The sequence below is a fragment of the Pseudomonas sp. xss_4 genome (genome assembly GCF_043104125.1).
Classification (GTDB): Bacteria; Pseudomonadota; Gammaproteobacteria; order Pseudomonadales; family Pseudomonadaceae; genus Aquipseudomonas; species Aquipseudomonas parafulva_B.
In genome coordinates this window covers 1-23,079 of record NZ_JBICKJ010000015.1, presented here as the reverse complement: position 1 = coordinate 23,079, position 23,079 = coordinate 1, and the positions used below count along the sequence as shown (strand labels likewise).

Genomic DNA, 23,079 nt, shown 5'->3' with positions numbered 1-23,079 from the left:
GTAAAGAACAGACATGGGTAGCATGCATCCCGTACAGGTAATCGCCGTGACCGGTGGCAAAGGTGGCGTCGGCAAGACAAATGTTTCAGTGAACCTGTCTCTTGCGCTGGCCGAGCTGGGCCGCAGGGTCATGCTGCTCGACGCCGACCTTGGGCTGGCCAATGTCGATGTGTTGCTGGGCCTTGCGCCCAAGCGCACGCTGGCAGATGTCATCGAAGGGCGTTGCGAACTGCGCGATGTGATGCTGCAGGGCCCAGGCGGTGTGCGCATCGTCCCGGCCGCTTCGGGCACCCAGAGCATGGTGCACCTTGCGCCTGCCCAGCATGCGGGCTTGATCCAGGCGTTCAGCGAAGTCGGTGACAACCTCGACGTGCTGGTGATCGATACCGCTGCCGGCATCGGTGATTCGGTGGTCAGCTTCGTGCGCGCGGCCCAGGAAGTGCTGCTGGTGGTCTGCGATGAGCCGACCTCGATCACCGACGCCTATGCGCTGATCAAGCTGCTTAACCGTGATTACGGCATGAACCGTTTCAGGGTGCTGGCCAATATGGCCCAGAGCCCTCAGGAAGGGCGCAATCTGTTCGCCAAGCTGACCAAGGTCACCGACCGCTTCCTGGATGTGGCGCTTCAGTACGTGGGCGCCGTGCCTTACGACGAGTGCGTGCGCAAGGCGGTCCAGAAGCAACGCGCCGTGTACGAAGCGTTCCCGCGCTCCAAATGCGCCCTGGCCTTCAAGGCCATCGCGCAGAAGGTCGACAGCTGGCCGCTGCCCGCCAACCCCCGTGGCCATCTGGAGTTCTTCGTCGAACGCCTGGTGCAGCCGACCAGTGCAGGTTCGATGTCATGAGCGCCAGCGGCTTCAAGATGTACAGCCGCGCCTCGAAAGACGCGCAGTATGAGCTGATCGAGCGTTATGCGCCGCTGGTCAAGCGCATTGCCTACCACCTGTTGGCGCGACTGCCGGCCAACGTGCAGGTCGAGGACCTGATCCAGGCGGGCATGATCGGTCTGCTCGAAGTCGCCAACAAGTATGACGCCAGCAAGGGCGCCAGTTTCGAGACCTATGCCGGCATCCGCATTCGCGGGGCCATGCTCGACGAGGTGCGCAAAGGCGATTGGGCGCCGCGCTCGGTGCACCGCAATACCCGCATGGTCAGCGATGCCATGCGTGCGGTCGAAGCCAAAACTGGCCGCGACGCTAAAGATCATGAAGTTGCTGCCGAACTCAAGTTGAGCCTCGATGATTATTACGGGATTCTCAATGACACACTGGGCAGCCGCCTGTTCAGCTTCGACGACCTGTTGCAGGACGGCGAGCACGAAGGCTTGCATGAGGATGGCGTCAGCGGCCAGGCCGAACCTGCCCGTGGGTTGGAGGAAGAGCGGTTCCAGGTCGCGTTGACCGAGGCCATCGCCAACCTGCCGGAGCGCGAGCGCCTGGTGCTGGCGCTGTATTACGACGAGGAACTGAACCTCAAGGAGATCGGTGAGGTCTTGGGGGTCAGCGAGTCGCGGGTCAGCCAGTTGCACAGCCAATGCGCCGCGCGCCTGCGCAGCCGCCTGGGGGAATGGCGGGCCCGTTGAGCCCGCCGTCGTCGTTGCCGTTTTCCACGTTGTACCGAATCGATTGAGTGCGCGCTCGGGGCCGAGCGCGTTTGAGACTGCTTGGAGGTCTAATTGGACAAGAACATGAAAATCCTCATCGTCGACGACTTTTCGACGATGAGGCGCATCATCAAGAACCTGCTGCGTGACCTGGGCTTCGCCAACACCGACGAAGCCGATGACGGCACGACGGCGCTGCCGATGCTCGAAAGTGGCCATTACGATTTCCTGGTAACCGACTGGAACATGCCAGGCATGTCCGGTATCGACCTGCTGCGCAAAGTCCGCGCCAGCGACAAGCTCAAGACCTTGCCGGTGTTGATGGTGACCGCTGAAGCCAAGCGCGACCAGATCATCGAGGCCGCCCAGGCAGGCGTGAATGGCTATGTGGTCAAGCCGTTCACCGCCCAGGTGCTCAAAGAAAAGATCGAGAAGATCTTCGAACGCGTCAACGGCTGAGTCACGTCAGGGGGCGCGCCATGAGTTCATCACACACGTCATTGGGCGAGTTCGAATCGACCCTCAAGAAGCATGCCCAGGAGTTGGTCGAAAGCCTGGAGCGCGGACGGTTCGGCGAGGCGGTGCAACTCATTCACGAGTTGAACCAGACCCGCGATCGGGGGCTGTACCAGGAAGTGGGCAAGCTGACCCGCGAACTGCACAGCGCCATCGTCAGTTTTCAGATCGACCCGACCATACCCCAGGCCGAGGAGGTGTCGCAGATTACCGACGCCACCGAACGCCTGTCCTATGTGGTCAAGCTCACCGAAGGGGCGGCGAACCGCACCATGGACCTGGTCGAGGAAAGCACGCCTGTGCTCAACGATCTGGCCAGCGAGGCCAAAGCGCTGAGTGCCGATTGGCAGCGCTTCATGCGCCGCGAAGTGAATGCCGCGGAGTTTCGCGACCTGGCCAAGCGCGTCGACGGTTTCCTGGCACACAGCGCTGAGGGTAACCGCAAGGTGGCCGGCCATCTCAACGACATCCTGCTGGCCCAGGATTACCAGGACCTGACCGGGCAGGTGATCAAGCGCGTCACGGCGTTGGTGACCGAGGTGGAAAGCAACCTGCTGAAATTGGTGATGATGGCCAGCCAGGTCGACCGCTTTGCGGGCATCCAGCATGACCAGGATCAATTGCGCGCAGAAAAAGATCGAGAAAAACATCCGACTCGGGGTGAAGGTCCGCAGATTCATGCCGATAAGCGTGAAGACGTCGTGTCCGGTCAGGACGATGTCGACGATCTGCTATCCAGCCTGGGTTTTTAAGGAGCACCTTTGATGAGCTTCGGCGCCGATGAAGAAATCCTTCAGGATTTCCTGGTAGAAGCCGGTGAAATACTTGAGCAATTGTCCGAGCAGCTGGTCGAGCTTGAAAGCCGCCCTGACGATGCCGACTTGCTCAATGCGATTTTTCGCGGTTTCCACACTGTAAAAGGGGGCGCCGGCTTCCTCCAGCTCAATGAGCTGGTGGAGTGCTGCCATATCGCCGAGAACGTGTTCGACGTGCTGCGCAAAGGTGAGCGCCGGGTCGATGCAGAGCTGATGGATGTGGTTCTCGAAGCACTGGATGCCGTCAACGGCATGTTTGCCCAAGTGCGTGAGCGCAGCGAAGTGACCCCGGCCACGCCAGAGCTGCTGGCAGCCCTGGCGCGTCTGGCAGAGCCTGGCAGCGCCGACGAGGCCCCAGCCCCGGCGGCGCCCGTGCCGGTTGAGCCCGCGGCTGTGCAGCAGGCACCGCAAGCGACCGAGGCGGACATCACTGACAGCGAATTCGAGCAGCTGCTCGATTCGCTCGACGCGGTCAAGGCCCAGGCCGCAGCGGCCGAGCAGATGCCTGCCGAGCCCGTCAGCGGCCAGGGTGACGACATCACCGATGCCGAATTCGAGTCGTTGCTCGACCAGTTGCATGGCAAAGGCCAGTTCAGTGCCGAAGTGACCGCCCAGCCGGTGGCTGCCGCGGCCGAGCCGGTCAGTGACGAAATCACCGACGCCGAGTTCGAGTCGCTGCTGGACCAGTTGCATGGCAAAGGCACGTTCCAGGCTGATGCCTTGCCCGCAGCCAAGGCTGCGACGCCTGTCGAGCCAGCGCCTGCCACCACGGGCGACGACATCAGCGAACAGGAGTTCGAAGCGTTGCTGGACCAGCTGCATGGCAAGGGCAAGTTCAATGGCGACGTGGCTGGCGTCGAAGCACCTGCCAGTGTTCAGGCTGCAGCCCCAGCCAAGGTCGAGGCGCCGGCAGTCAGCCGTCCTGCTGGCGCGGCGCCACCTGCTGCAGCGCCCAAGCCTGCTGCTGCCCCACGGGCGCCGGCGGCGAGCGCCGACAAGCACGCGGTCAGCGAAGCGGAAACGACCGTCAGGGTCGACACCGCGCGCCTGGACGAGATCATGAACATGGTCGGCGAACTGGTGCTGGTGCGTAACCGTCTGGTACGCCTGGGCCTGAACAGCGGCGATGAAGCCATGTCCAAGGCCGTGTCGAACCTCGATGTGGTCACCGCCGACTTGCAGACAGCGGTGATGAAAACGCGCATGCAGCCGATCAAGAAAGTGTTCGGCCGCTTCCCACGCCTGGTGCGTGACCTGGCGCGGCAGTTGAAGAAAGAGATCAACCTTGAACTGGTGGGCGAAGAAACCGACCTGGACAAGAACCTGGTCGAGGCGCTGGCCGACCCGCTGGTGCACTTGGTGCGCAATGCCGTGGACCATGGGGTGGAAACGCCCGATGAGCGCGAGGCTGCGGGCAAGGCGCGCACAGGGCGCGTCGTATTGTCTGCCGAGCAGGAGGGTGACCATATCCTGCTGTCGATTTCCGACGACGGCAAAGGTATGGACCCGAACGTGCTGCGTGTCAAGGCCGTGGAAAAGGGCCTGATGGACAAGGACGCCGCCGACCGTTTGAGCGAGTCGGACTGCTACAACCTGATCTTCGCCCCAGGCTTTTCCACCAAGACCGAGATTTCCGACGTCTCTGGGCGGGGCGTGGGCATGGACGTGGTCAAGACCAAGATTTCCCAGCTCAACGGCTCGATCAACATCTACTCGGCCAAGGGGCAGGGCTCGAAGATCGTCATCAAGGTCCCGCTGACCCTGGCGATCATGCCGACCTTGATGGTGATGCTGGGCAACCAGGCGTTCGCCTTCCCGCTGGTCAACGTCAACGAGATCTTCCACCTGGACTTGTCGCGCACCAACGTGGTCGATGGTCAGGAAGTGGTGATCGTACGGGACAAGGCGTTACCGCTGTTCTACCTCAAGCGCTGGCTGGTCCAGGGCCAGGTGCATGAAGAACAGCACGAAGGTCACGTGGTGATCTTGTCGGTCGGCACCCAGCGCATCGGCTTTGTCGTCGATCAACTGGTGGGCCAGGAAGAAGTGGTAATCAAGCCACTGGGCAAGATGTTGCAAGGCACCCCGGGCATGTCCGGGGCCACCATCACCGGCGACGGTCGCATTGCGCTGATTCTCGACGTCCCGAGCATGCTCAAGCGTTACGCCGCGCGGCGTATTTGATCTCGGTGGCGTCCCCCTGGCCGGGGGCGTCACCTAACGGAGTGTTTATGGCAGTCAAGGTCCTGGTGGTGGATGATTCCGGTTTCTTCCGCCGCCGCGTCTCGGAAATCCTCTCGGGGGACTCGACGATCCAGGTGGTGGGCACTGCAACCAACGGCAAGGAAGCGATCGACCAGGCGCTTGCGCTCAAGCCCGATGTGATCACCATGGACTACGAGATGCCCATGATGGATGGCATCACGGCGGTGCGGCACATCATGCAACGGTGCCCGACGCCTGTGCTGATGTTCTCGTCGCTCACCCATGAAGGTGCTCGGGTCACGCTCGATGCGCTCGATGCCGGGGCGGTAGACTACCTGCCGAAGAATTTCGAAGATATTTCGCGCAACCCCGAGAAGGTCAAGCAGATGCTGTGCGAGAAGGTGCATACCCTGTCGCGTAGCAACCGCCGCATGACCAGTTACGCCCGCCCGGCGCCCGCGCCCGCTGCGGCCTCCGCGCCGACGCCCACAACGGCCACGAGCGCTGCAGGGCCGGCCCCGGTACGAAGCGCCGCCGCGCCCGTCAGGCCAGCCGCTGCGCATTCACCAGCGCCCAAGCGCAAGCCGTACAAGTTGGTGGCCATCGGCACCTCGACTGGGGGGCCGGTGGCCTTGCAGCGGGTGCTGACGCAGTTGCCAGGCAATTTCCCGGCGCCGATCGTGCTCGTTCAGCACATGCCGGCAGCCTTCACCAAAGCCTTTGCAGAACGCCTGGACAAGCTGTGCCGCATCAGCGTCAAGGAAGCCGAAGATGGCGACATCCTGCGTCCCGGGCTTGCGCTGTTGGCGCCCGGCGGCAAGCAGATGATGATCGATGGCCGTGGCACCGTGAAGATTCTGCCCGGTGACGAGCGGCTCAACTACAAGCCCTGCGTGGATATCACCTTCGGCTCGGCAGCCAAGTCCTATGGCGACAAGGTCCTGTCCGTGGTGCTGACCGGCATGGGCGCGGACGGCCGGGAAGGGGCGCGCTTGCTCAAGCAGGCGGGCAGCACGGTGTGGGCACAGGATGAAGCCAGCTGCGTGATCTATGGCATGCCCATGGCGATCGTCAAGGCCAACCTGGCCGATGCGGTGTACAGCCTGGACGATATCGGCCGGCACCTGGTGGAGGCGTGCGTCTGATGGACGTGCTCAGCCTGATCGGCCTGATCCTGGCTTTTGTCGCTATCGTGGGCGGCAATTTCCTCGAAGGCGGCCACGTGGGCGCCCTGATCAACGGGCCGGCAGCGCTGATTGTATTGGGCGGTACCCTGGCGGCCGCCTTGCTGCAATCGCCGCTCTCCTCGTTCAAGCGCGCCTTGCAGATCCTGCGCTGGATCCTGTTTCCACCGCGGGTCGATCTGCCGGGTGGGGTCGATCGGGTCGTGAACTGGAGCCTGACGGCGCGCAAGGAAGGCCTGCTCGGGCTGGAAGGGGTGGCCGATGGCGAGCCCGATCCCTACGCGCGCAAGGGCTTGCAGTTGCTGGTAGACGGTGCCGAGCCCGAAGCCATTCGCAGTATTCTCGAAGTGGATTTCCTGACCCAGGAGGGCCGTGACCTGCAGGCCGCCAAAGTCTTCGAGAGCATGGGCGGCTACGCGCCGACTATCGGGATCATCGGCGCGGTGATGGGCCTGATCCACGTCATGGGCAACCTGGCCGACCCGGCGCAGCTGGGCAACGGCATTGCCGTTGCGTTCGTGGCGACCATCTACGGCGTTGCCAGTGCCAACCTGATCCTGTTGCCCATTGCCAACAAGCTCAAGGCGCTGGTACTGCGCCAGTCGCGCTACCGGGAAATGCTCCTCGAAGGCCTCTTGTCCATTGCCGAAGGCGAGAACCCGCGCTCAATCGAGCTGAAGCTGCAAGGCTTCATGGAGTAGCCCATGCGTCGCCGCCGTCATGCCGAGGAGCCGGAAAACCACGAGCGCTGGCTTGTGTCCTACGCGGACTTCATCACCTTGCTGTTCGCCTTTTTCGTGGTGATGTATTCGATTTCCTCGGTCAACGAGGGTAAGTACAAGGTGGTGTCCCAAGCCCTGCTGGGGGTGTTCAATGACCCTGAGCGCAGCATGAGGCCCATTCCCATCGGGGATGAGCGCCCGTTGGCCGTGCGACCTGCGCAGCCCTTGGTCAAGGACAGCGAGCAGCCTGATGCTGGCGTGTCGACCGCCAGCAACGACCCGCTCAAGACCATCGCCGATGAGGTGCGCGACGCTTTTGGCGACCTTATCAGGGGTGATCAGATGACGATCCGGGGTAACGAGCTGTGGATCGAGATCGAGCTCAATTCCTCGTTGCTGTTCGGCAGTGGCGATGCCATGCCCAGTGACAATGCGTTTGCCATCATCGACAAGGTGGCGGCCATACTCAAGCCGTTCGCCAACCCGGTGCACGTCGAAGGCTTCACTGATAACCAGCCTATCCGTACCGCGCAGTACCCGACCAACTGGGAGCTATCCTCGGCCCGCGCCGCCAGTATCGTCCGGCTGTTGGCCATGGGCGGCGTGAACCCCGGGCGCATGGCATCGGTGGGCTATGGCGAGTATCAGCCTGTGACGGGCAACGATACCCCCGAAGGGCGGGCCCGCAACCGGCGCGTGGTCCTGGTGATATCCCGCAACCTCGAGGTGCGCCGCAGCCTGACCAGCACCGGTGCTGCCAATGCCACGCCCGATGCTGCACTGCGCCGGGCTGGCACACAAAGTGCACCGGCAAGCTCAGCAGCGGTGGCAGGGCAGTGACTCGTCAATTCTCTGTCGCCCCATTGGCGGATGTCCACGCGCGGCGCTTGACCGACAGCCATCCAAGCCTTTCATTTTCCAGCAAGGCAGCGGGCACACCATGCTCCCTGCCTCACCCACGGATAGAGTTTGCCTGATGAGAGTCTGGGCAGTAGCCAATCAAAAAGGTGGCGTCGGCAAGACCACCACCACCATCGCCCTGGCTGGCCTGCTGGCCGACGCCGGCAAGCGCGTGATCGTCGTCGATCTTGATCCACATGGGTCGATGACCAGCTATTTCGGGCATAACCCCGATGCGCTGGAACATAGCTGCTACGACCTGTTCCTGCACAAGGGCAGCGTTCCGGATGGGCTGCCGGGGCAGTTGCTGTTGCCCACCAGTGACGAGCGCATATCATTGCTCCCCTCCAGCACCGCCCTTGCCGTACTGGAGCGGCAATCGCCCGGCCAGAACGGTTTGGGGCTGGTCATCGCCAAGAGTCTGGCGCAGCTGTGGCAGGACTTCGACTTCGCACTGATCGACAGTCCCCCTTTGCTGGGGGTGTTGATGGTCAATGCGCTGGCGGCCAGCCAGCAACTGGTCATCCCGGTGCAGACAGAGTTTTTGGCCGTCAAGGGCCTTGAACGCATGGTCGGCACCCTGGCCATGATCAACCGCTCCCGGCGCCAGGCGCTGCCGTACCAGATCGTGCCGACGTTGTTCGACCGGCGTACCCAGGCCTCCCTGGGAACGCTCAAGTCGCTGCGCGATGCCTACGGCGAACAGGTATGGCAGGGCTATATTCCCGTGGACACGCGGCTGCGCGATGCGAGCCGCCAGGGCGTCACGCCGTCGCAATTCGACAACAAGAGCCGCGGGCTGGTGGCCTACCGGGCGCTGCTCAAGCACTTGTTGACCTACACGCCCGCGGCGCAGGTGGCCTGATGACACAAACACGGCAAGTGAGCAGCAAGCCTCAGTTGGCGCTGCAGTCGTATCTCGACGGTCTGCTCCAGGAAGCCACCGAGCCCCTGGAGGCGCTGCCAGCGTCAGACACGGCAGATGACTTCGCCCAGGCGGTGCGCCAGGAGCAGGCCCGCGATGGGCGCGAGCCAGGCCAGGCCACCCAGGCAAAACCGGCACCTGCCGCACCTGAACGGCCGTTCGCCGAGCCCAGGCTTGCGGTATTGCCTAGCGTGATACCGGTGCAGCCGCCGGTGGTGGCGGTAGTAGAACAGGCAGTGGTGGCAGAGGCCAGCATCCCGGTCCTGATCGATACGCCGACTGTAGCGCCGGCAATGCCTCTGGTGGACGTCCACCTGCCCGCACCGGACGTGCCCGTACCGCCGGCCACCGTCGATGGGCGTCCGGCCTGGGCTGCCGAGCCGTTCGAGTGCCTGCTGTTCGATGTGGCCGGCCTGACCCTGGCCGTGCCGCTGGTGTGCCTGGGCTCGATCTATACCTTGGCCGATCGCGAGCTGACGCCGCTGTTCGGGCAGCCCGAGTGGTTCCTGGGCATCCTCACGTGCCAGGCTGGCAACCTCAAGGTGCTCGACACCGCGCGCTGGGTCATGCCCGACCGCTACCGCGACGATTTCCGGCAGGGCCTGCAATACGTCATTTCTGTCCAGGGCTATGAATGGGGGCTGGCTGTGCATCAGGTCAGCCGCTCGCTGCGCCTGGACCCGTCCGAGATCAAGTGGCGTAGCCAGCGGGGCCAGCGGCCGTGGCTGGCCGGCACGGTCATTGAACACATGTGTGCACTGCTGGACGTGGCGGAGCTGGCCGAGTTGATCGCCAGCGGCGCCGTCAAGCAGCTGCACGCCAAACCGCACATCACACCGAACACACCGCCAAAGGCGGATTTCAAGGGGTAGGGGAATGAAAAAGTCGTCCGCACAAGGTTCTGAAGATCCGATCCTGCAGTGGGTTACCTTCCGTCTGGACAACGAGTCCTACGGCATCAACGTGATGCAGGTGCAGGAAGTGCTGCGCTACACGGAAATCGCCCCGGTGCCGGGTGCGCCCAGCTATGTGCTGGGTATCATCAACCTGCGCGGCAACGTGGTGACCGTGATCGACACGCGCCAGCGCTTCGGGCTGATGCCAACCGAGGTCACCGACAACACCCGCATCGTCATCATCGAGGCAGACAAGCAAGTGGTCGGCATTCTGGTCGATAGCGTTGCCGAGGTGGTGTACCTGCGCCAGTCCGAGATTGAAACCGCGCCCAACGTGGGCAACGAAGAATCGGCCAAGTTTATCCAGGGTGTGTGCAACAAGAATGGCGAACTGCTGATTCTGGTCGAACTGGACAAGATGATGACCGAGGAAGAGTGGTCGGAACTGGAGAACATCTGACTTGATTTTCGAGGTCGGCGTCATTTTACTGGCCCTGCTGTGGGCCTTGAGCCTGTGGTTCTTCCTGAACTACACCAAGCGTCAGCGCGAGCTGGCTGCTCAGCAGGCCATTGGCGATGCCCTGCGCGACCAGCGTATCAAGGACCTCGGCAAGCGGCTCGATGATTACCAGAACGTCACCGTGCGCATGGGCGAGGCCATCCATGAGCTGCGCGGTGCAGTGGCCACGCTGCCCGACCGGTTGGAGCGGCTTGAGCAGCGTGACCCGAGCAGCGTCACCTTCACCCAGGCTGCACGGCTGGTCGGCATGGGTGCCAGCGTGTCGGAGCTTACCGAAACCTGCGGTCTAACCCAGGCCGAGGCTGAGCTGATGAGCAAACTGCACCGCAACAACTGAATATCAGGGCGACGCAAGTCGCCCTGTGCATTTCAGGGTTTGCTCCAGGAATGGTAGTTGCCTACGCGGGCAACACGGTTCAAGGCCAGGTCGTGTTCTACGGCTGATTTGATTTGCGCTTCTTTGCCTGCAAGCAAAAACAATGGCTTGCTCTGCGGCAAGCTCTGCAGATTGCAGAGCTGGCGCAAGCGTTGAAGCTTGGGGAGGTGTTGATCGATCACGTCGTTGAGCACTCCTGGGCCTGTGAGGTGGTTCAGGCGTCTGGCGTAGGCCTTGAAACCTGGCATGTCGGTCGTTGGCCGATGCTGATAGAAGTCCCCATTGGCCTGGTAGCGTGCATGCATGGCCTCGCTGATCGCTTGCAGGTTGGGGTTGCCTGGATGGCTGGCAATCATGTTGCTGTTGTAGTGGCAATGCATGCCGAGGGTGTCGTTGTTTGCCGGGTCCCCCAGAATGAAACCGTCCGGGGTCGTGGCCAGGTCCACAGCCTCTATGGCTGCACGCGCGGGATCCTCCGGCGCCTCGGGATGGGCAAGCAACGTATCGTCCACATCCATGTAGATCCCGCCCTGCGCGTGTAGCATCGGGTAGCGCAAAATGTCCGATGCCGAGGAGAAATTGGCCCCGGGGGCGTTTACGGCATCCCGGTATTGCTCGAAATGGGGGCTTTCACTGAAACGGGCATAGAAGGGCTGGTCCTCTAATGGCAGCACCTGCAGATTGGGCGCGCGCTGACCGAGTAACTGGCGGTTGGTCTCGAACGCCTCGGGGTCTGCCTTGGACAGGTACAAGCGGTAACTGAACGAGCTGTTGCTCAGGCGCTCGGCGTTGGCCGCCAGGTTATCCACCAGCTCAGGCGCTATAACTTTGTTGCCAACCCAAAGGCTGGAGATGGTTTTAGGAATCGGGTGCACTGTATCCTGCGCGACGGGGGGCATTTCAATCGGTAGCGGCAGATCGACACCAAGCCCCTTGAGGGTCGCCGAGCGCATCTGATCGGTCACTGGGCGTGTCGTGACATCGATTCGGATCAAACTGCGTCGCCCGGGCATGGCCTGGTAGTAGGGCGGGTTGAGATCATTCGAGGCCTGTTCGGTGATGAAAGCGTCATGCTCACTGTCGTAAAGCACCGTTATGTTGTAGCCGCCCACTTCGGTCTGCAGCTCCGCAGGCCCTTCCTCGCTGACCGGTATTCGTATGACTGAACGCGCCACAGGGCTGTCATCAGCCTGTACTGGCTCGATGGCGTTGTCGAAGAAAGCGCCTATCTCGGGTTCTGCAAAATGGGGTGGGTTGATCGGGCTCAGTGGGTAACCCAGCTGATCGTTCAAACGGACAGGCGTAAAGAATCGCACGCGCTTGAGGGAAAATAGCTCGGTGGCGCGCGTCGCCGCTTCGCTAGCCAGAGGCAGGGCGTTCAGCAGACCGAAGACCGTGTTGGAAACGCCTTCAGCCTGGTCTTCGAGCGTTTTGCCATCAATTGCCTGGTCCAGGCCAAGCCCGAATTGCGCCACGCCTGCCAGGGCGAGCATGGGCGCCAGTGCCGGCATAACGATAGCCAAGGGCGCCAGCAAATTGATTGAGGTAGCCAGATACCCGCGCCATTTCGCCTTGGTTACGGCCTGGTCACTGGTGATGATGAAGTCGGCATCGGCATAGCTGCGCTTGCGTTGGCGCTCGGTAAGCGCCGTGAATAGGTCGCCCTCGATCAACGGGCTGTATTTTTTTAGTTTGTAGTACACGTATTTCTTCGGCGGCCAGGGGCCGTCGGTAGTGAAACCCGGTCGGTTGGGTGATCGGTAATGGATCGCAGGATAGGCGCCCAACCCCTCAAGCGCAGTGTCCAAGCCGCTGAAGTCGAGCCCATCCGGCGTGTCGGCCAGCCGAAAATAGCGGCGCAGGGCCTGACGCTTTTCCGGATCGCGGCACTGTTCACCGACCCAGTCCTTCATGGCGCCCAGGCTGCCGAACTCATGGAAGGGTGAGGCATTGCCTGGCAGGTAGAGCAGGACCTTGCGCCGCTTCTGGTCGGCAATGCCAATCAGGTCGGTAGCCGCGTAGCCATACACATTCAGCGCTCTGATCCTCAGGCTGTCAGCGCGCGGCGCCAGGCCTGCGGCTTCCCAGAGCATCTGTCGGCCTGCCTCGCTCAGCGAACCTTCCTGGACTTGCTTGTTACAGGCTGCCACGAAGCCGATCTGCAGCGCTTGTCGGTGGCTGTCGCTGGCCTCGTGCCAATACGCGTCGAGCATGGCGACGAAACGGGCATGGAAGTCCAGCTCCCAGACGAAGCGCTGCATGGCCTCGACGTCGATGGGTAAATGGGTGGTGATGTCATAGCGTCTAGGTTCGGTGCGGCGAAACAGCCCGTTGAACACAGAATAGGCGCCACCCTGCGCCCATGGCCCCAGGTCGGGCAAGCGCTCGACAATGCGTAGTGGGTGGGCAGGGAGATGGCCGGCCCAGCCGCCAGGGAAAAGCTGGCCGACCAGATCCTTGCTGTTTTCCCCTTGCCAGTTGGACAGCACCGCTTCGGTCAGGGACAGGCGCTGAACCACGACGGCTTGATCGCCCCTGTAGTGCAGGGTGACCACGTCGGTCTGATCCGGGTCCAGGTCATGGCCTTGGCGGCAGGCCCAATCGCGTATGTCGCTGGCGGCCTGGCGGTCGGGGCGGGGGATGTGTTGCAGGTGGCCGCGCACGTAGCGCAGGCCAACCGAATTGACACGTGTATCAGCCATGGTCATCGACTCATGCAGTAAAAGGAGCCGATACAGTGTCGGCCCCATCGTCGCATGGGGCCTTAGCCGATTACTACCCTTCGGGCAGGCGCAAGTGCCTGGGCGTAACGTCGCGTGGTTGGGCCGGAGCATCGTCGAAGCCCGCTGGCACTTTGCCGCGTAACTGCCAGGCGAACGCGATGATTTCGGCGATGGTCAGGTACAGCGCTTCGGGAATCTGCTCGCCCAGCTCAAGGCGTGCCAGCAGGCGCACCAGCTCCGGGTTTTCGTAGATGGGTACTTCATGTTCGCGCGCCAGGGCCAGGATGGCTTCGGCCAGTTCATCGTCGCCTTTGGCGCTGAGTGTGGGCGCCTGTTGTCCATCGTAGCTCAGTGCTACGGCCTGGCGGGGGGTAGGGGTACTCATGCGTTTTCGTCCACCCAGCGTTGTTCGACCCGTGTCCGGGGGCCCTGCGCAGGTGCGCCGGGGTAGCAGTGCAGCTCATCGACCTCCAGGCCACGCGCCAGCAGGCGTTCACGCAGTGCACCAAGCTGGCGCTCGATCAGGCGAGCGGTCGGTTCGCGCTCGGCCCACAGCTGGCCGTTGAGACGGCCTTGGGCCAATTGGGCCTGGACCTGCAGCGGGCCGAGCGGCGCCAGATCGAAAGCCAGTTCGATCCGCCACAACGGTTGCAACGCATCAGGGGCCTGATGCTCGCGGTCGGCCTGCTGTTGAGGGGTTTCTTCGCGCTGAAGCTTGACCTGCAGGGGCACGAATTCCTGCCCGTGGCGAATGGGCACTTCGGTCTGCCAAGTGGTCTGCAGGTTGCCGTTTTCCAGTGTGCCGCTTTGCTGCAGGCTGCTCATGGCGTGGCTCTGCAGGCGCGAAACGGCAGCTGCGGCCAAGCGCAGCAATTGCTCCAGATCACCTTCGTCCTCCAAGGCCTGCAACAGTCTTGAGGGCAGCGGGAATGCGCCCGGCTGGGGCTTGGGACTTACCCGTTCGAGCGTGCCCAGCGCGTTTCGAACCAGCGCCGGCACGGCCGCTGCCAGGCTGGCCGGTGGTGGGCCAAGGGCGGCGTTAGTGCTGATCTGGGTAATGAGTTGAAGCATGTTGGCCTTGAGATCGGCGCCCAGCCCCGCCGTGGCCCCGGTCATCAGTTTTGCCTCCAGAAAGGCGCCGCTGTTGAGCAGCGCCTGCGCAACGGCTTTTGCATCACCCAGTTGCTGGGCCGTCGGCAGCGCGCCAAGCAGGCGCTCGATCGTCGTGCGCAGCGGGCTGTCAGCCTCCGGGTCGCGCGCCAACTGTTGCAGGCCGGCCAACAGGCTCGGGAGCGAGGCCTGGCGATTTTGCTGGCTGCCCAGATGCTGGGCGATACCCAGTTGGTCCTGCCTGCCGGCCAAGGGGACGAACTGCAAGGACTGGTCACCCTGCACGCGCGCACTGAGCAGGCTGCCGATCGCCAACGGCCTGGGGCTGTCCACGGCCAGCACGGCACCGGCCTGGGCGGTATTCAGAAGGCTCACCAGCGCCCGGTAGCTGGCAGGCTGGCCAGGGGTTTCGGGCAGCACCTGATTGGTCAACACCTTGCCCTGCAACAGGCTACCGACCGGTACCCGGGCGGTGTCCAGGCGCGTCAGGGTCGAGACCTGGCTGGTACTTGCCTGCTGCAGCAAAATGGCCAGCCGGCCGGCTTCGGGCTGGCTCACGGTCACCTGACTGCCCTGGGGCAAAGGCTGGCTGGCGCTGGCTTGCAGTTGGGTCTGCAGGCCGTTGGCTTGCAGCAGACGCAAAACCAGCTGAAACTCCTGGCCGGTCTGGCGCATGGCAACCACTTCAGCCTGCGCGGTCTCGCCAGGGCCGAGCAACCCGGGCTGGGCCTGGGTAAGGCGCAGCAGTTCACCGGTCATCGCCGCCTTGATTGCCTGGGCGCCGTTCAGGGTTTGCAGGCCGAGACTATTGATTTCAGTCATGATTGTATACAACCTTAGGTACCCAGCCTCTTGGCAGCCTGGCTGTGCATGTAATAATGCCGCCCGCCCGTGATTGCCAGTATAACGGCAGCGCACCGGGTGACTTGAGTGGTAGGGGTCCGGGTAGCGTCATCCGAACCCTAGAACGATAAGGCAGAACTGTGACCCTTCATCTTCAAGCCGTGGGCCTGGCCTGCGAGCGCGACTGGCGCCTGCTGTTCGAGCACCTTGCCTTCGAACTGCGGCCAGGCGACATGCTACAGATCAGCGGCCCCAACGGCAGCGGCAAGACCAGCCTGTTGCGCCTGCTGGCTGGCCTGATGCAGCCGACCGCCGGTCAGATCCTGCTCGGTGGACGTCCGTTGGACGAACAGCGGCATGCGTTGGCCAGCATCCTGGTGTGGATTGGCCATGCCGCGGGCATCAAGGAACTGCTCACAGCCGAAGAGAACCTGACCTGGCTGTGCGCACTGCACCGTCCAGCCAGCCGCGAACAGATCTGGCAGGCCCTGGCTGCCGTCGGGCTGCGCGGTTTCGAGGACGTGCCTTGCCATACCTTGTCGGCCGGGCAGCAACGCCGCGTGGCCCTGGCGCGCCTGCATCTGGCAGCCGCACCGTTGTGGATTCTGGACGAGCCGTTCACTGCCCTGGACAAACAGGGCGTCGCGGACCTGGAGGCCCATCTGGCCGCCCATTGCGAGCACGGTGGCACCGTGGTGCTGACCACCCACCACACCCTGTCCCACACGCCTGCGGGCTACCGAGAACTCAACCTGGGGCAGTGGGCAGCATGAGCGTCTTTACCCTGTTGTTGCGACGCGAAGCGCGGTTGCTGTTTCGCCGGCCTGCGGAGCTTGCCAACCCGCTGGTGTTCTTCGCCATCGTGGTGGCCTTGTTCCCCTTGGCCGTCGGGGCGCAGACCCAGATGCTGCAGAACCTGTCCCCGGGGCTTATGTGGGTGGCTGCACTGCTGGCGGTGCTGTTGTCCCTGGACGGGCTGTTTCGCAGCGACTTCGAAGATGGCTCGCTGGAGCAGTGGGTGCTCTCGCCGCATCCGCTGGCACTGATGGTGTTGGCCAAAGTACTGGCGCATTGGCTGTTCTCCGGGCTTGCGCTGGTGTTGCTGGCACCATTGCTGGCGCTGATGCTCGGCCTGCCAGGGCACTGTCTGCCGGTGCTGCTGGGCTCGCTGCTGCTGGGCACGCCGGTGTTGAGCCTGTTGGGCGCGGTGGGCGCTGCGCTGACGGTCGGCCTCAAGCGCGGCGGTTTGTTGCTGGCATTGCTGATTCTGCCGTTGTATATCCCTGTATTGATCCTGGGCAGTGGTGCATTGCAGGCGGCGTTGCAGAATATGCCCGCCACCGGCCACCTGCTCTGGCTCGCCAGCCTGACGGCCCTGGCCGTGACCCTGGCACCCTTTGCGATCGCCGCCGGCCTGAAAATCAGCGTCGGCGAATAACGAGCCTGGGCTTTGAAGCCTGGCCAATACCCTGGATGCACCCTGATGAAAATGAGCTGGACGTGGTTTCACAAGCTGGGCTCTCCGAAATGGTTCTATGCCATTAGCGGGCGCATGTTGCCGTGGCTGTCCATCGCTGCCGGGCTCTTGTTGGTGGTCGGCGTGGTCTGGGGGCTGGTCTTCGCGCCCCAGGACTACCAGCAGGGCAACAGCTTTCGCATCATCTACATCCATGTCCCGGCCGCGATGTTGGCCCAGTCCTGTTACGTTCTGCTGGCGGTGGCCGGTGTGGTGGGACTTGTGTGGAAGATGAAGCTGGCCGATGTCGCCCTGCAATGCGCTGCCCCCATCGGCGCCTGGATGACCGCCGTGGCGCTGGTGACCGGAGCCATCTGGGGTAAGCCAACCTGGGGCAGCTGGTGGGTGTGGGATGCGCGCCTCACCTCGATGCTCATCCTGTTGTTCCTGTACTTCGGCATCATTGCGCTGGGCCAGGCAATCAGTAATCGTGACAGCTCGGCAAAAGCCTGCGCCGTGCTGGCCATCGTTGGCGTGGTGAACATTCCCATCATCAAGTATTCGGTCCAGTGGTGGAACACGCTGCATCAGGGCGCCACCTTTACCCTGACCGAAAAGCCTGCGATGCCCGCCGATATGTGGTTGCCGCTGTTGTGCACGGCGCTGGGCTTCTACTGCTTCTTTGGCGCGGTGCTCTTGATGCGCATGCGCCTTGAGGTACTCAAGCGCGAGGCACGCGCCAGTTGGGTGAAGGAAGAAATATCGAGCAGCCTGGCTGGGAGGGTCGTGCCATGAGTTTCGCCAGTTTCGGTGATTTCATCGCCATGGGTCACCACGGCCTTTATGTGTGGTCGGCCTACGGCATCTGCGCCGCGGTGCTGGCGCTTAACGTCGCCGTGCCGGTGTTGGCCCGGCGCCGCTACCTGCAAGAAGAGGCGCGCCGCTTGCGCCGGGAGAAAACGCAGTGAATCCGCAGCGCAAGAAACGCCTGTTGCTCATCGTCGGTCTGCTGGTCGGCGTCGGGGTTGCCGTGGGCTTTGCCCTCACTGCCTTGCAACAGAACATCAACCTGTTCTACACCCCCACCCAGATCGCCAATGGCGAGGCACCGCTGGACACGCGCATCCGCGCCGGCGGCATGGTCGAACAGGGCTCGGTGCAACGCTCCTCCGACTCGCTGGACGTGCGCTTCGTGGTCACCGATTTCAACAAGTCCGTACCCATCACTTACCGCGGCATCCTGCCGGACCTGTTCCGTGAAGGGCAGGGCATCGTGGCCTTGGGCAAGCTCAACGGCGACGGCGTGGTGGTGGCCGACGAAGTGCTGGCCAAGCATGACGAAAAGTACATGCCCCCTGAAGTCAGCAAGGCGCTGAAAGAAAGCGGCCAGGCGGCAACCCAGACGGGAGCGCGGCCATGAACGCAGCCTTGGTGATACCCGAACTCGGCCAACTGTCGATGATTCTGGCCATCTGCTTCGCGGCTGTGCAGGCCAGCCTGCCGCTGATTGGGGCGTGGCGTGGTGACAGCTTGTGGATGAGCCTGGCGCGGCCCGCAGCCTGGGGGCAGTTCGCCTTTCTGACGTTCGCGTTCGCGTGCCTGACCCATGCCTTCATGACCGACAACTTTTCGGTTGCCTACGTGGCCAGCAACTCGAACAGTGCACTCCCGTGGTACTACAAGTTCAGCGCGGTCTGGGGGGCGCATGAGGGCTCACTGCTGCTCTGGGCGCTGATTCTGGGGGGCTGGACCTTCGCCGTGTCGGTGTTCTCGCGGCAATTGCCCCAGGTGATGCTCGCCCGCGTGCTGGCGGTCATGGGCATGATCAGCGTGGGCTTTCTGAGCTTTTTGATCATCACCTCCAACCCGTTTCAGCGCCTGCTGCCACAGGTGCCTGTCGATGGCCGGGACCTCAACCCGCTGCTGCAGGACATTGGCCTGATCGTGCATCCGCCAATGCTGTACATGGGCTACGTCGGTTTTTCGGTCGCCTTCGCCTTCGCCATCGCCGCCCTGCTCGGCGGGCGTCTAGACGCCGCCTGGGCCCGGTGGTCGCGGCCCTGGACCCTGGTGGCCTGGGCGTTCTTGGGCGTGGGCATCACCCTGGGTTCCTGGTGGGCGTATTACGAACTGGGCTGGGGTGGCTGGTGGTTCTGGGACCCGGTGGAAAACGCATCGTTCATGCCCTGGCTGGTAGGCACGGCGCTGATCCATTCCCTGGCAGTGACGGAGAAGCGCGGGGTGTTCAAGAGCTGGACCGTCCTGTTGGCCATCGCTGCGTTCTCACTGAGCCTGCTGGGGACGTTCCTGGTGCGTTCCGGGGTGCTCACCTCCGTGCATGCCTTTGCCGCCGACCCGTCGCGCGGCATTTTCATCCTGTTCTTCCTGCTGTTCGTGGTCGGCGGCTCACTGACCCTGTTCGCCTTGCGTGCGCCAGTGGTCAAGAGCCAGGTGGGGTTTGCCCTGTGGTCGCGCGAAACCCTGCTGCTGGCGAACAATCTGGTGTTGGTGGTCGCGGCATCGATGATTTTACTGGGCACCTTGTACCCGCTGGTGCTCGATGCCCTGACCGGCGCCAAGCTCTCGGTAGGCCCGCCCTATTTCGATGCCCTGTTCCTGCCGCTTATGGCACTGCTGATGCTGGTGCTGGGAGTAGGGGTGGTGGTGCGGTGGAAAGATACGCCTGGCAAGTGGCTACTTGGCATGATGACGCCGGTTCTGGTCGGTAGCGCGGTGCTGGCGCCGGTGGCGGGCCTGATCGTCGACGATTTCGACTGGCAGGTGCTGGCCACGTTCGCCCTGGCCGCCTGGGTAGTGCTCGGGGGGCTGCGCGATGTGCTCGACAAGACGCGCCACAAGGGGCTGCTCAGGGGGCTGCTCGGTCTTGGGCGCAGCTATTGGGGCATGCAGGTCGCTCACCTGGGGCTTGCGGTGTGTGCCCTTGGGGTGGTGCTGTCGAGCAACAATAGCGCCGAGCGTGATCTGCGCATGGCCCCCGGCGAAAGCGTGGAGCTGGGCGGATATCATTTCCTGTTCCAGGGCGCCAGGCACTTCGAAGGGCCCAACTTCATTTCCGACAAGGGCACGGTGGTGGTCAGCCGCGAGGGTCGCCTTGTGGCCACCCTGCACCCGGAGAAGCGCCTGTACACCGTGCAGCAGTCGATGATGACCGAGGCCGGGATAGACGCAGGGTTTACCCGCGACCTGTACGTGGCCCTTGGGGAGCCCTTGGAAAACGGTGCCTGGGCGGTGCGTGTGCACATCAAGCCCTTTGTCCGCTGGATCTGGCTGGGCGGTCTGTTGACTGGCCTGGGCGGGTTGCTGGCGGCTCTCGACCGGCGCTACCGCGTCAAGGTCAAGTCCCGGGTGCGTGAGGCCCTGGGTGTGTCTGGAGCAGTTGCATGAAACGTTGGTTGATGGTCGTGCCCCTGGCGGTGTTCCTGCTGGTGGCGGTGTTCCTGTACAAAGGTTTGTTTCTCAAGCCCGATGAATTGCCCTCGGCCATGATCGGCAAACCGTTCCCGGTCTTTTCGCTGGCTTCCACCCAAGGCGACCGTACGCTTACACAGGCAGACCTGCAGGGCCGGCCTGCGCTGGTCAACGTCTGGGCCACCTGGTGCGCGTCGTGCAAGGTCGAGCATCCTTATCTCAACCAGCTGGCTTCCCAGGGTGTGGTCATCTATGGGGTGAACTACAAGGACGACAACGCCGCAGCGCAGAAGTGGTTGACCGAGTTCCACAACCCCTACCTGCTGGATATCAGTGACGAGCAGGGCAGCCTGGGGCTGGACCTGGGTGTCTACGGTGCGCCGGAGACGTTCCTGATCGATGGCGATGGCGTGATTCGCTACAAGCATGTGGGCGTGGTCGACGCGAGTGTCTGGCGCGAGCAGTTGGCGCCACGCTACCAGGCGCTGCTCGACGAGGCGACGCCATGAAGCGCTGGTTCGCAGCCCTGACCTTGAGCCTGTGCGTCGGTGGGGTGGCCAAGGCCGCCATCGATACCTATCAGTTTCGTGACCAGGCCGAGCGTGAGCGCTATCAGCAACTGACCAAGGAATTGCGCTGCCCCAAGTGTCAGAACCAGGATATCGCCGACTCCAATGCACCCATTGCGGCTGACCTGCGCCGGGAAATATTCCGCATGCTGGGTGAGGGCAAGAGCAACCAGCAGATCGTCGACTTCATGGTCGACCGTTACGGTGATTTCGTGCGCTATAAGCCTGCGCTGAGCGGCCGGACCTGGTTGCTCTGGTTTGGGCCGGGCATTCTGCTGGTCGGCGGGTTCGCCGTATTGGCAGTGATTGTACGGCGTCGTCGCCTGGCGGCCGTGCAAGGCACTGATGAATTGTCAGCCGAGGAGCGCGCACGGCTGGCCAACCTGCTGGAAAAAGAACGCACCCATGACTGAATTCTGGCTTAGCGCGGGCTTGTTGCTGCTCGCGGCCCTCAGCTTTCTGCTGATCCCGATCCTGCGTGGCCGTCGTCACCAGCAGGAGCAAGACCGCACGGCGCTCAACGTGGTGCTCTATCAGGAACGCATCGCCGCGCTGGCCGCGCAGCAAGCGTCGGGTGTGCTCGATGACCTGCAATTGAGTCAGGGCCGTGACGAAGCCGCCCGTGAACTGCTGGCCGACACCGAGGGCGCCGAACCCGCCAGGCAGCGTCAATTGGGCAGGGCCTTGCCGTTGCTGGCAGCGGTTCTGGTGCCGCTGCTGACGTTGGGGCTGTACCTGCACTTCGGTGCGGCGGACAAAGTGGCCCTTACCCAGGAATTTGCCCAGGCACCTAAGTCGATGGAAGAAATGACGGCACGCCTGGAGCGAGTGGTTCAGGCACAACCTGATTCGGCCGAGGCGGTGTACTTCCTGGGCCGTGCCTACATGGCCGAACAACGCCCTGCCGAGGCGGCCCGCACGTTCGAGCGCGCAGTAGCCCTGGCCGGTCGCCAGCCCGAGTTGCTGGGCCAGTGGGCCCAGGCCCTGTATTTCGCGGCCGACAAGCGCTGGAGTGGGCAACTGCAGGCATTGACTGACGAGGCGCTGAAAGCCGATCCCAATGAGGTCACCAGCTTGGGGCTGCGTGGCATTGCGGCATTTGAAGGTGAGCGCTATCAGGAGGCTATCGAGTACTGGAAACGGCTGTTGGCGCAGTTGCCGCAAGGGGATGCGTCGCGCGCGGCATTGCAGGGTGGCATTGACCGTGCAGCTGAACGGTTGGGCACTCAGTCTGCTCAGGCGCCGGCACCTGCTGCGGTGCGTTTGAAGGTGCGGGTGGAATTGGCGCCGGCTTTGCGGGACAAGGTCAAGGCACAGGACACCGTCTTCATTTTCGCCCGCGCCAGCAGCGGCCCGCCCATGCCTCTTGCCGCCAAGCGGGTGACGGTGGCGCAGTTGCCCATCGAGGTCGAGCTTTCAGATGCGGATGCGATGATGGCGCAGATGAAACTGTCCGATTTCGCCGAAGTCCAACTGGTTGCGCGCGTTTCCAAGGATGGGCAGCCGACCCGCGGCGAGTGGGTTGGCCAGAGCGCGCCTTTGCCCAACACGACCCAGGCCCAGCAGCGCCTGATCATCGACAGCCCTGATTCGTAAGAGAGTTCCCTATGCACGCGACGGTACGCCTTAGCCTGATCACCCTGGCACTGGGTTTGTCGGCCTGTACGGTGCATGGCCCTGCTTCGCAGCCTGAGCCCGAACCGCCGATCGAACGGCTCCCGCCCAAAGGGCCGGTGGTCAAGCCGCTGCCAGGTGGACAGCCTGCTGGACCTGGGAGCAAGCCTGCACCCCCAGCCAAACCAGTGCCGCGCACCTCGGCAAGCTTTGCCCCGCCGCCGGGCGGGGCGAGCCACTGGGACCCCAAGTTGGGCGTGTATGTGCTGGACAAAAAACCCAACACGTTCTACCGCCAGCGGACGTATTACCGGTTCGACAACGGCTGGAGCTGGTCGGTGAGCCCGGATGGGCCTTGGCAGCAGACCGATAGCAGTGGTGTGCCTGGAGGGCTGGGGCGGGCGTTTGGGCAGTAGATTTTTCGGCACCGCACCGGCCGCGATGGGCCGCACAACGGCGTTAATTGTGTAAGTGGTACAGCCAAACAACCGGGGCCGCTGCGCGGCCCATCGCGGTACAAGACCGCTCCTGCACGAAATGGGGTAGCCCTGTAATGTTGTACAAGGCAGCTGCACCGCAAAGAGCAAGATGAATTCTTAGTACTTAAGACACTTCATACAAAAGAGCCTCAGTGCCATCGAGACCGTCAATCTTGATCTTGATCTTGATCT

Annotated in this window: 25 protein-coding genes; 22 read left to right on the top strand and 3 right to left on the bottom strand. The window is 63.1% G+C overall.

Translation table 11 applies throughout. The annotated features are described in order from the left end of the window. Positions 1-13 precede the first annotated feature (13 nt). The 12 genes from fleN (at position 14) to ACF8GB_RS01325 (ending at position 10,625) form a co-directional block, all read left to right on the top strand. Positions 14-847 carry a flagellar synthesis regulator FleN gene (fleN, locus tag ACF8GB_RS01380; RefSeq protein ID WP_023533996.1) on the top strand — a complete coding sequence of 278 codons (834 nt, stop codon included), beginning with the start codon at positions 14-16 and terminating at the stop codon, positions 845-847. Next, positions 844-1,584 (top strand): RNA polymerase sigma factor FliA, encoded by a 741-nt coding sequence (gene fliA / locus ACF8GB_RS01375; protein WP_023533945.1) that lies wholly within the window; start codon positions 844-846, stop codon positions 1,582-1,584. The genes fleN and fliA overlap by 4 nt, the downstream gene beginning before the upstream one ends. A 105-nt stretch (positions 1,585-1,689) precedes the next feature. After that, the gene (locus tag ACF8GB_RS01370; protein ID WP_167339335.1) at positions 1,690-2,064 is read left to right on the top strand and encodes a chemotaxis response regulator CheY; all 375 of its coding nucleotides are present in this window, start codon (positions 1,690-1,692) and stop codon (positions 2,062-2,064) included. Between the two features lie 20 nt (positions 2,065-2,084). Continuing rightward, positions 2,085-2,873, top strand: a complete 789-nt coding sequence (locus ACF8GB_RS01365; RefSeq protein WP_392526457.1) for a protein phosphatase CheZ — start codon at positions 2,085-2,087, stop codon at positions 2,871-2,873. A gap of 12 nt (positions 2,874-2,885) precedes the next feature. After that, positions 2,886-5,120: a chemotaxis protein CheA gene (locus tag ACF8GB_RS01360; protein ID WP_392526456.1), complete on the top strand. Its 2,235-nt coding sequence runs from the start codon at positions 2,886-2,888 to the stop codon at positions 5,118-5,120. A 47-nt stretch (positions 5,121-5,167) separates the two neighbouring features. Beyond that, the gene (locus ACF8GB_RS01355; RefSeq protein ID WP_058639117.1) at positions 5,168-6,286 is read left to right on the top strand and encodes a chemotaxis response regulator protein-glutamate methylesterase; all 1,119 of its coding nucleotides are present in this window, start codon (positions 5,168-5,170) and stop codon (positions 6,284-6,286) included. After that, complete coding sequence (locus ACF8GB_RS01350) at positions 6,286-7,026, top strand: flagellar motor protein (RefSeq protein ID WP_027915963.1); 741 nt, start codon at positions 6,286-6,288, stop codon at positions 7,024-7,026. Before ACF8GB_RS01355 ends, ACF8GB_RS01350 begins: the two co-directional genes overlap by 1 nt. Positions 7,027-7,029: 3 nt before the next feature. Next, a complete protein-coding gene (gene motD, locus ACF8GB_RS01345) occupies positions 7,030-7,887 on the top strand; it encodes a flagellar motor protein MotD (protein ID WP_196186553.1) in 858 nt (285 codons plus the stop codon). Between the two features lie 136 nt (positions 7,888-8,023). Next, complete coding sequence (locus ACF8GB_RS01340; protein WP_392526455.1) at positions 8,024-8,812, top strand: ParA family protein; 789 nt, start codon at positions 8,024-8,026, stop codon at positions 8,810-8,812. Then, entirely contained in the window at positions 8,812-9,744 is a 933-nt protein-coding gene (locus tag ACF8GB_RS01335; protein WP_058606086.1) for a CheW domain-containing protein, read from the top strand. Before ACF8GB_RS01340 ends, ACF8GB_RS01335 begins: the two co-directional genes overlap by 1 nt. A 4-nt stretch (positions 9,745-9,748) precedes the next feature. Further along, the gene (locus ACF8GB_RS01330) at positions 9,749-10,228 is read left to right on the top strand and encodes a chemotaxis protein CheW (protein WP_003254393.1); all 480 of its coding nucleotides are present in this window, start codon (positions 9,749-9,751) and stop codon (positions 10,226-10,228) included. A gap of 1 nt (position 10,229) precedes the next feature. Beyond that, the gene (locus ACF8GB_RS01325; RefSeq protein WP_058639114.1) at positions 10,230-10,625 is read left to right on the top strand and encodes a DUF2802 domain-containing protein; all 396 of its coding nucleotides are present in this window, start codon (positions 10,230-10,232) and stop codon (positions 10,623-10,625) included. A 32-nt stretch (positions 10,626-10,657) separates the two neighbouring features. Here ACF8GB_RS01325 and ACF8GB_RS01320 read toward each other — a convergent pair whose 3' ends face one another. The 3 genes from ACF8GB_RS01320 to ACF8GB_RS01310 form a co-directional block, all read right to left on the bottom strand. Then, positions 10,658-13,366 carry a dermonecrotic toxin domain-containing protein gene (locus ACF8GB_RS01320; protein WP_392526454.1) on the bottom strand — a complete coding sequence of 903 codons (2,709 nt, stop codon included), beginning with the start codon at positions 13,364-13,366 and terminating at the stop codon, positions 10,658-10,660. Between the two features lie 73 nt (positions 13,367-13,439). Beyond that, positions 13,440-13,772 (bottom strand): EscU/YscU/HrcU family type III secretion system export apparatus switch protein, encoded by a 333-nt coding sequence (locus ACF8GB_RS01315; protein ID WP_078478879.1) that lies wholly within the window; start codon positions 13,770-13,772, stop codon positions 13,440-13,442. Further along, on the bottom strand, positions 13,769-15,319 hold the full coding sequence (locus ACF8GB_RS01310; protein WP_196126061.1) for a flagellar hook-length control protein FliK: 1,551 nt from the start codon (positions 15,317-15,319) through the stop codon (positions 13,769-13,771). Before ACF8GB_RS01310 ends, ACF8GB_RS01315 begins: the two co-directional genes overlap by 4 nt. A 161-nt stretch (positions 15,320-15,480) precedes the next feature. On the opposite strand from ACF8GB_RS01310, the gene ccmA reads away from it, so the two are divergent. The 10 genes from ccmA to ACF8GB_RS01260 are packed head-to-tail and all read left to right on the top strand — an operon-like array spanning position 15,481 to position 22,824. Continuing rightward, complete coding sequence (gene ccmA / locus ACF8GB_RS01305; protein ID WP_058639111.1) at positions 15,481-16,113, top strand: cytochrome c biogenesis heme-transporting ATPase CcmA; 633 nt, start codon at positions 15,481-15,483, stop codon at positions 16,111-16,113. Then, positions 16,110-16,778: a heme exporter protein CcmB gene (gene ccmB, locus ACF8GB_RS01300; RefSeq protein ID WP_058639110.1), complete on the top strand. Its 669-nt coding sequence runs from the start codon at positions 16,110-16,112 to the stop codon at positions 16,776-16,778. Before ccmA ends, ccmB begins: the two co-directional genes overlap by 4 nt. A gap of 45 nt (positions 16,779-16,823) precedes the next feature. Further along, positions 16,824-17,591: a heme ABC transporter permease gene (locus ACF8GB_RS01295; protein ID WP_058639109.1), complete on the top strand. Its 768-nt coding sequence runs from the start codon at positions 16,824-16,826 to the stop codon at positions 17,589-17,591. Next, the gene (ccmD, locus tag ACF8GB_RS01290) at positions 17,588-17,764 is read left to right on the top strand and encodes a heme exporter protein CcmD (protein ID WP_023533952.1); all 177 of its coding nucleotides are present in this window, start codon (positions 17,588-17,590) and stop codon (positions 17,762-17,764) included. The genes ACF8GB_RS01295 and ccmD overlap by 4 nt, the downstream gene beginning before the upstream one ends. Continuing rightward, a complete protein-coding gene (gene ccmE / locus ACF8GB_RS01285) occupies positions 17,761-18,216 on the top strand; it encodes a cytochrome c maturation protein CcmE (protein WP_058606094.1) in 456 nt (151 codons plus the stop codon). The genes ccmD and ccmE overlap by 4 nt, the downstream gene beginning before the upstream one ends. Positions 18,217-18,227: 11 nt before the next feature. Next, positions 18,228-20,201 (top strand): heme lyase CcmF/NrfE family subunit, encoded by a 1,974-nt coding sequence (locus ACF8GB_RS01280; RefSeq protein WP_178091263.1) that lies wholly within the window; start codon positions 18,228-18,230, stop codon positions 20,199-20,201. Further along, positions 20,198-20,734 (top strand): DsbE family thiol:disulfide interchange protein, encoded by a 537-nt coding sequence (locus ACF8GB_RS01275; RefSeq protein WP_023533963.1) that lies wholly within the window; start codon positions 20,198-20,200, stop codon positions 20,732-20,734. The genes ACF8GB_RS01280 and ACF8GB_RS01275 overlap by 4 nt, the downstream gene beginning before the upstream one ends. Then, positions 20,731-21,207, top strand: coding sequence for a cytochrome c-type biogenesis protein (locus tag ACF8GB_RS01270; protein WP_058606096.1), 477 nt, complete (start codon positions 20,731-20,733; stop codon positions 21,205-21,207). The genes ACF8GB_RS01275 and ACF8GB_RS01270 overlap by 4 nt, the downstream gene beginning before the upstream one ends. Then, a complete protein-coding gene (gene ccmI / locus ACF8GB_RS01265; RefSeq protein ID WP_392526453.1) occupies positions 21,200-22,390 on the top strand; it encodes a c-type cytochrome biogenesis protein CcmI in 1,191 nt (396 codons plus the stop codon). Before ACF8GB_RS01270 ends, ccmI begins: the two co-directional genes overlap by 8 nt. Positions 22,391-22,401: 11 nt before the next feature. Beyond that, positions 22,402-22,824: a hypothetical protein gene (locus tag ACF8GB_RS01260; RefSeq protein WP_078478874.1), complete on the top strand. Its 423-nt coding sequence runs from the start codon at positions 22,402-22,404 to the stop codon at positions 22,822-22,824. Positions 22,825-23,079 lie beyond the last annotated feature (255 nt).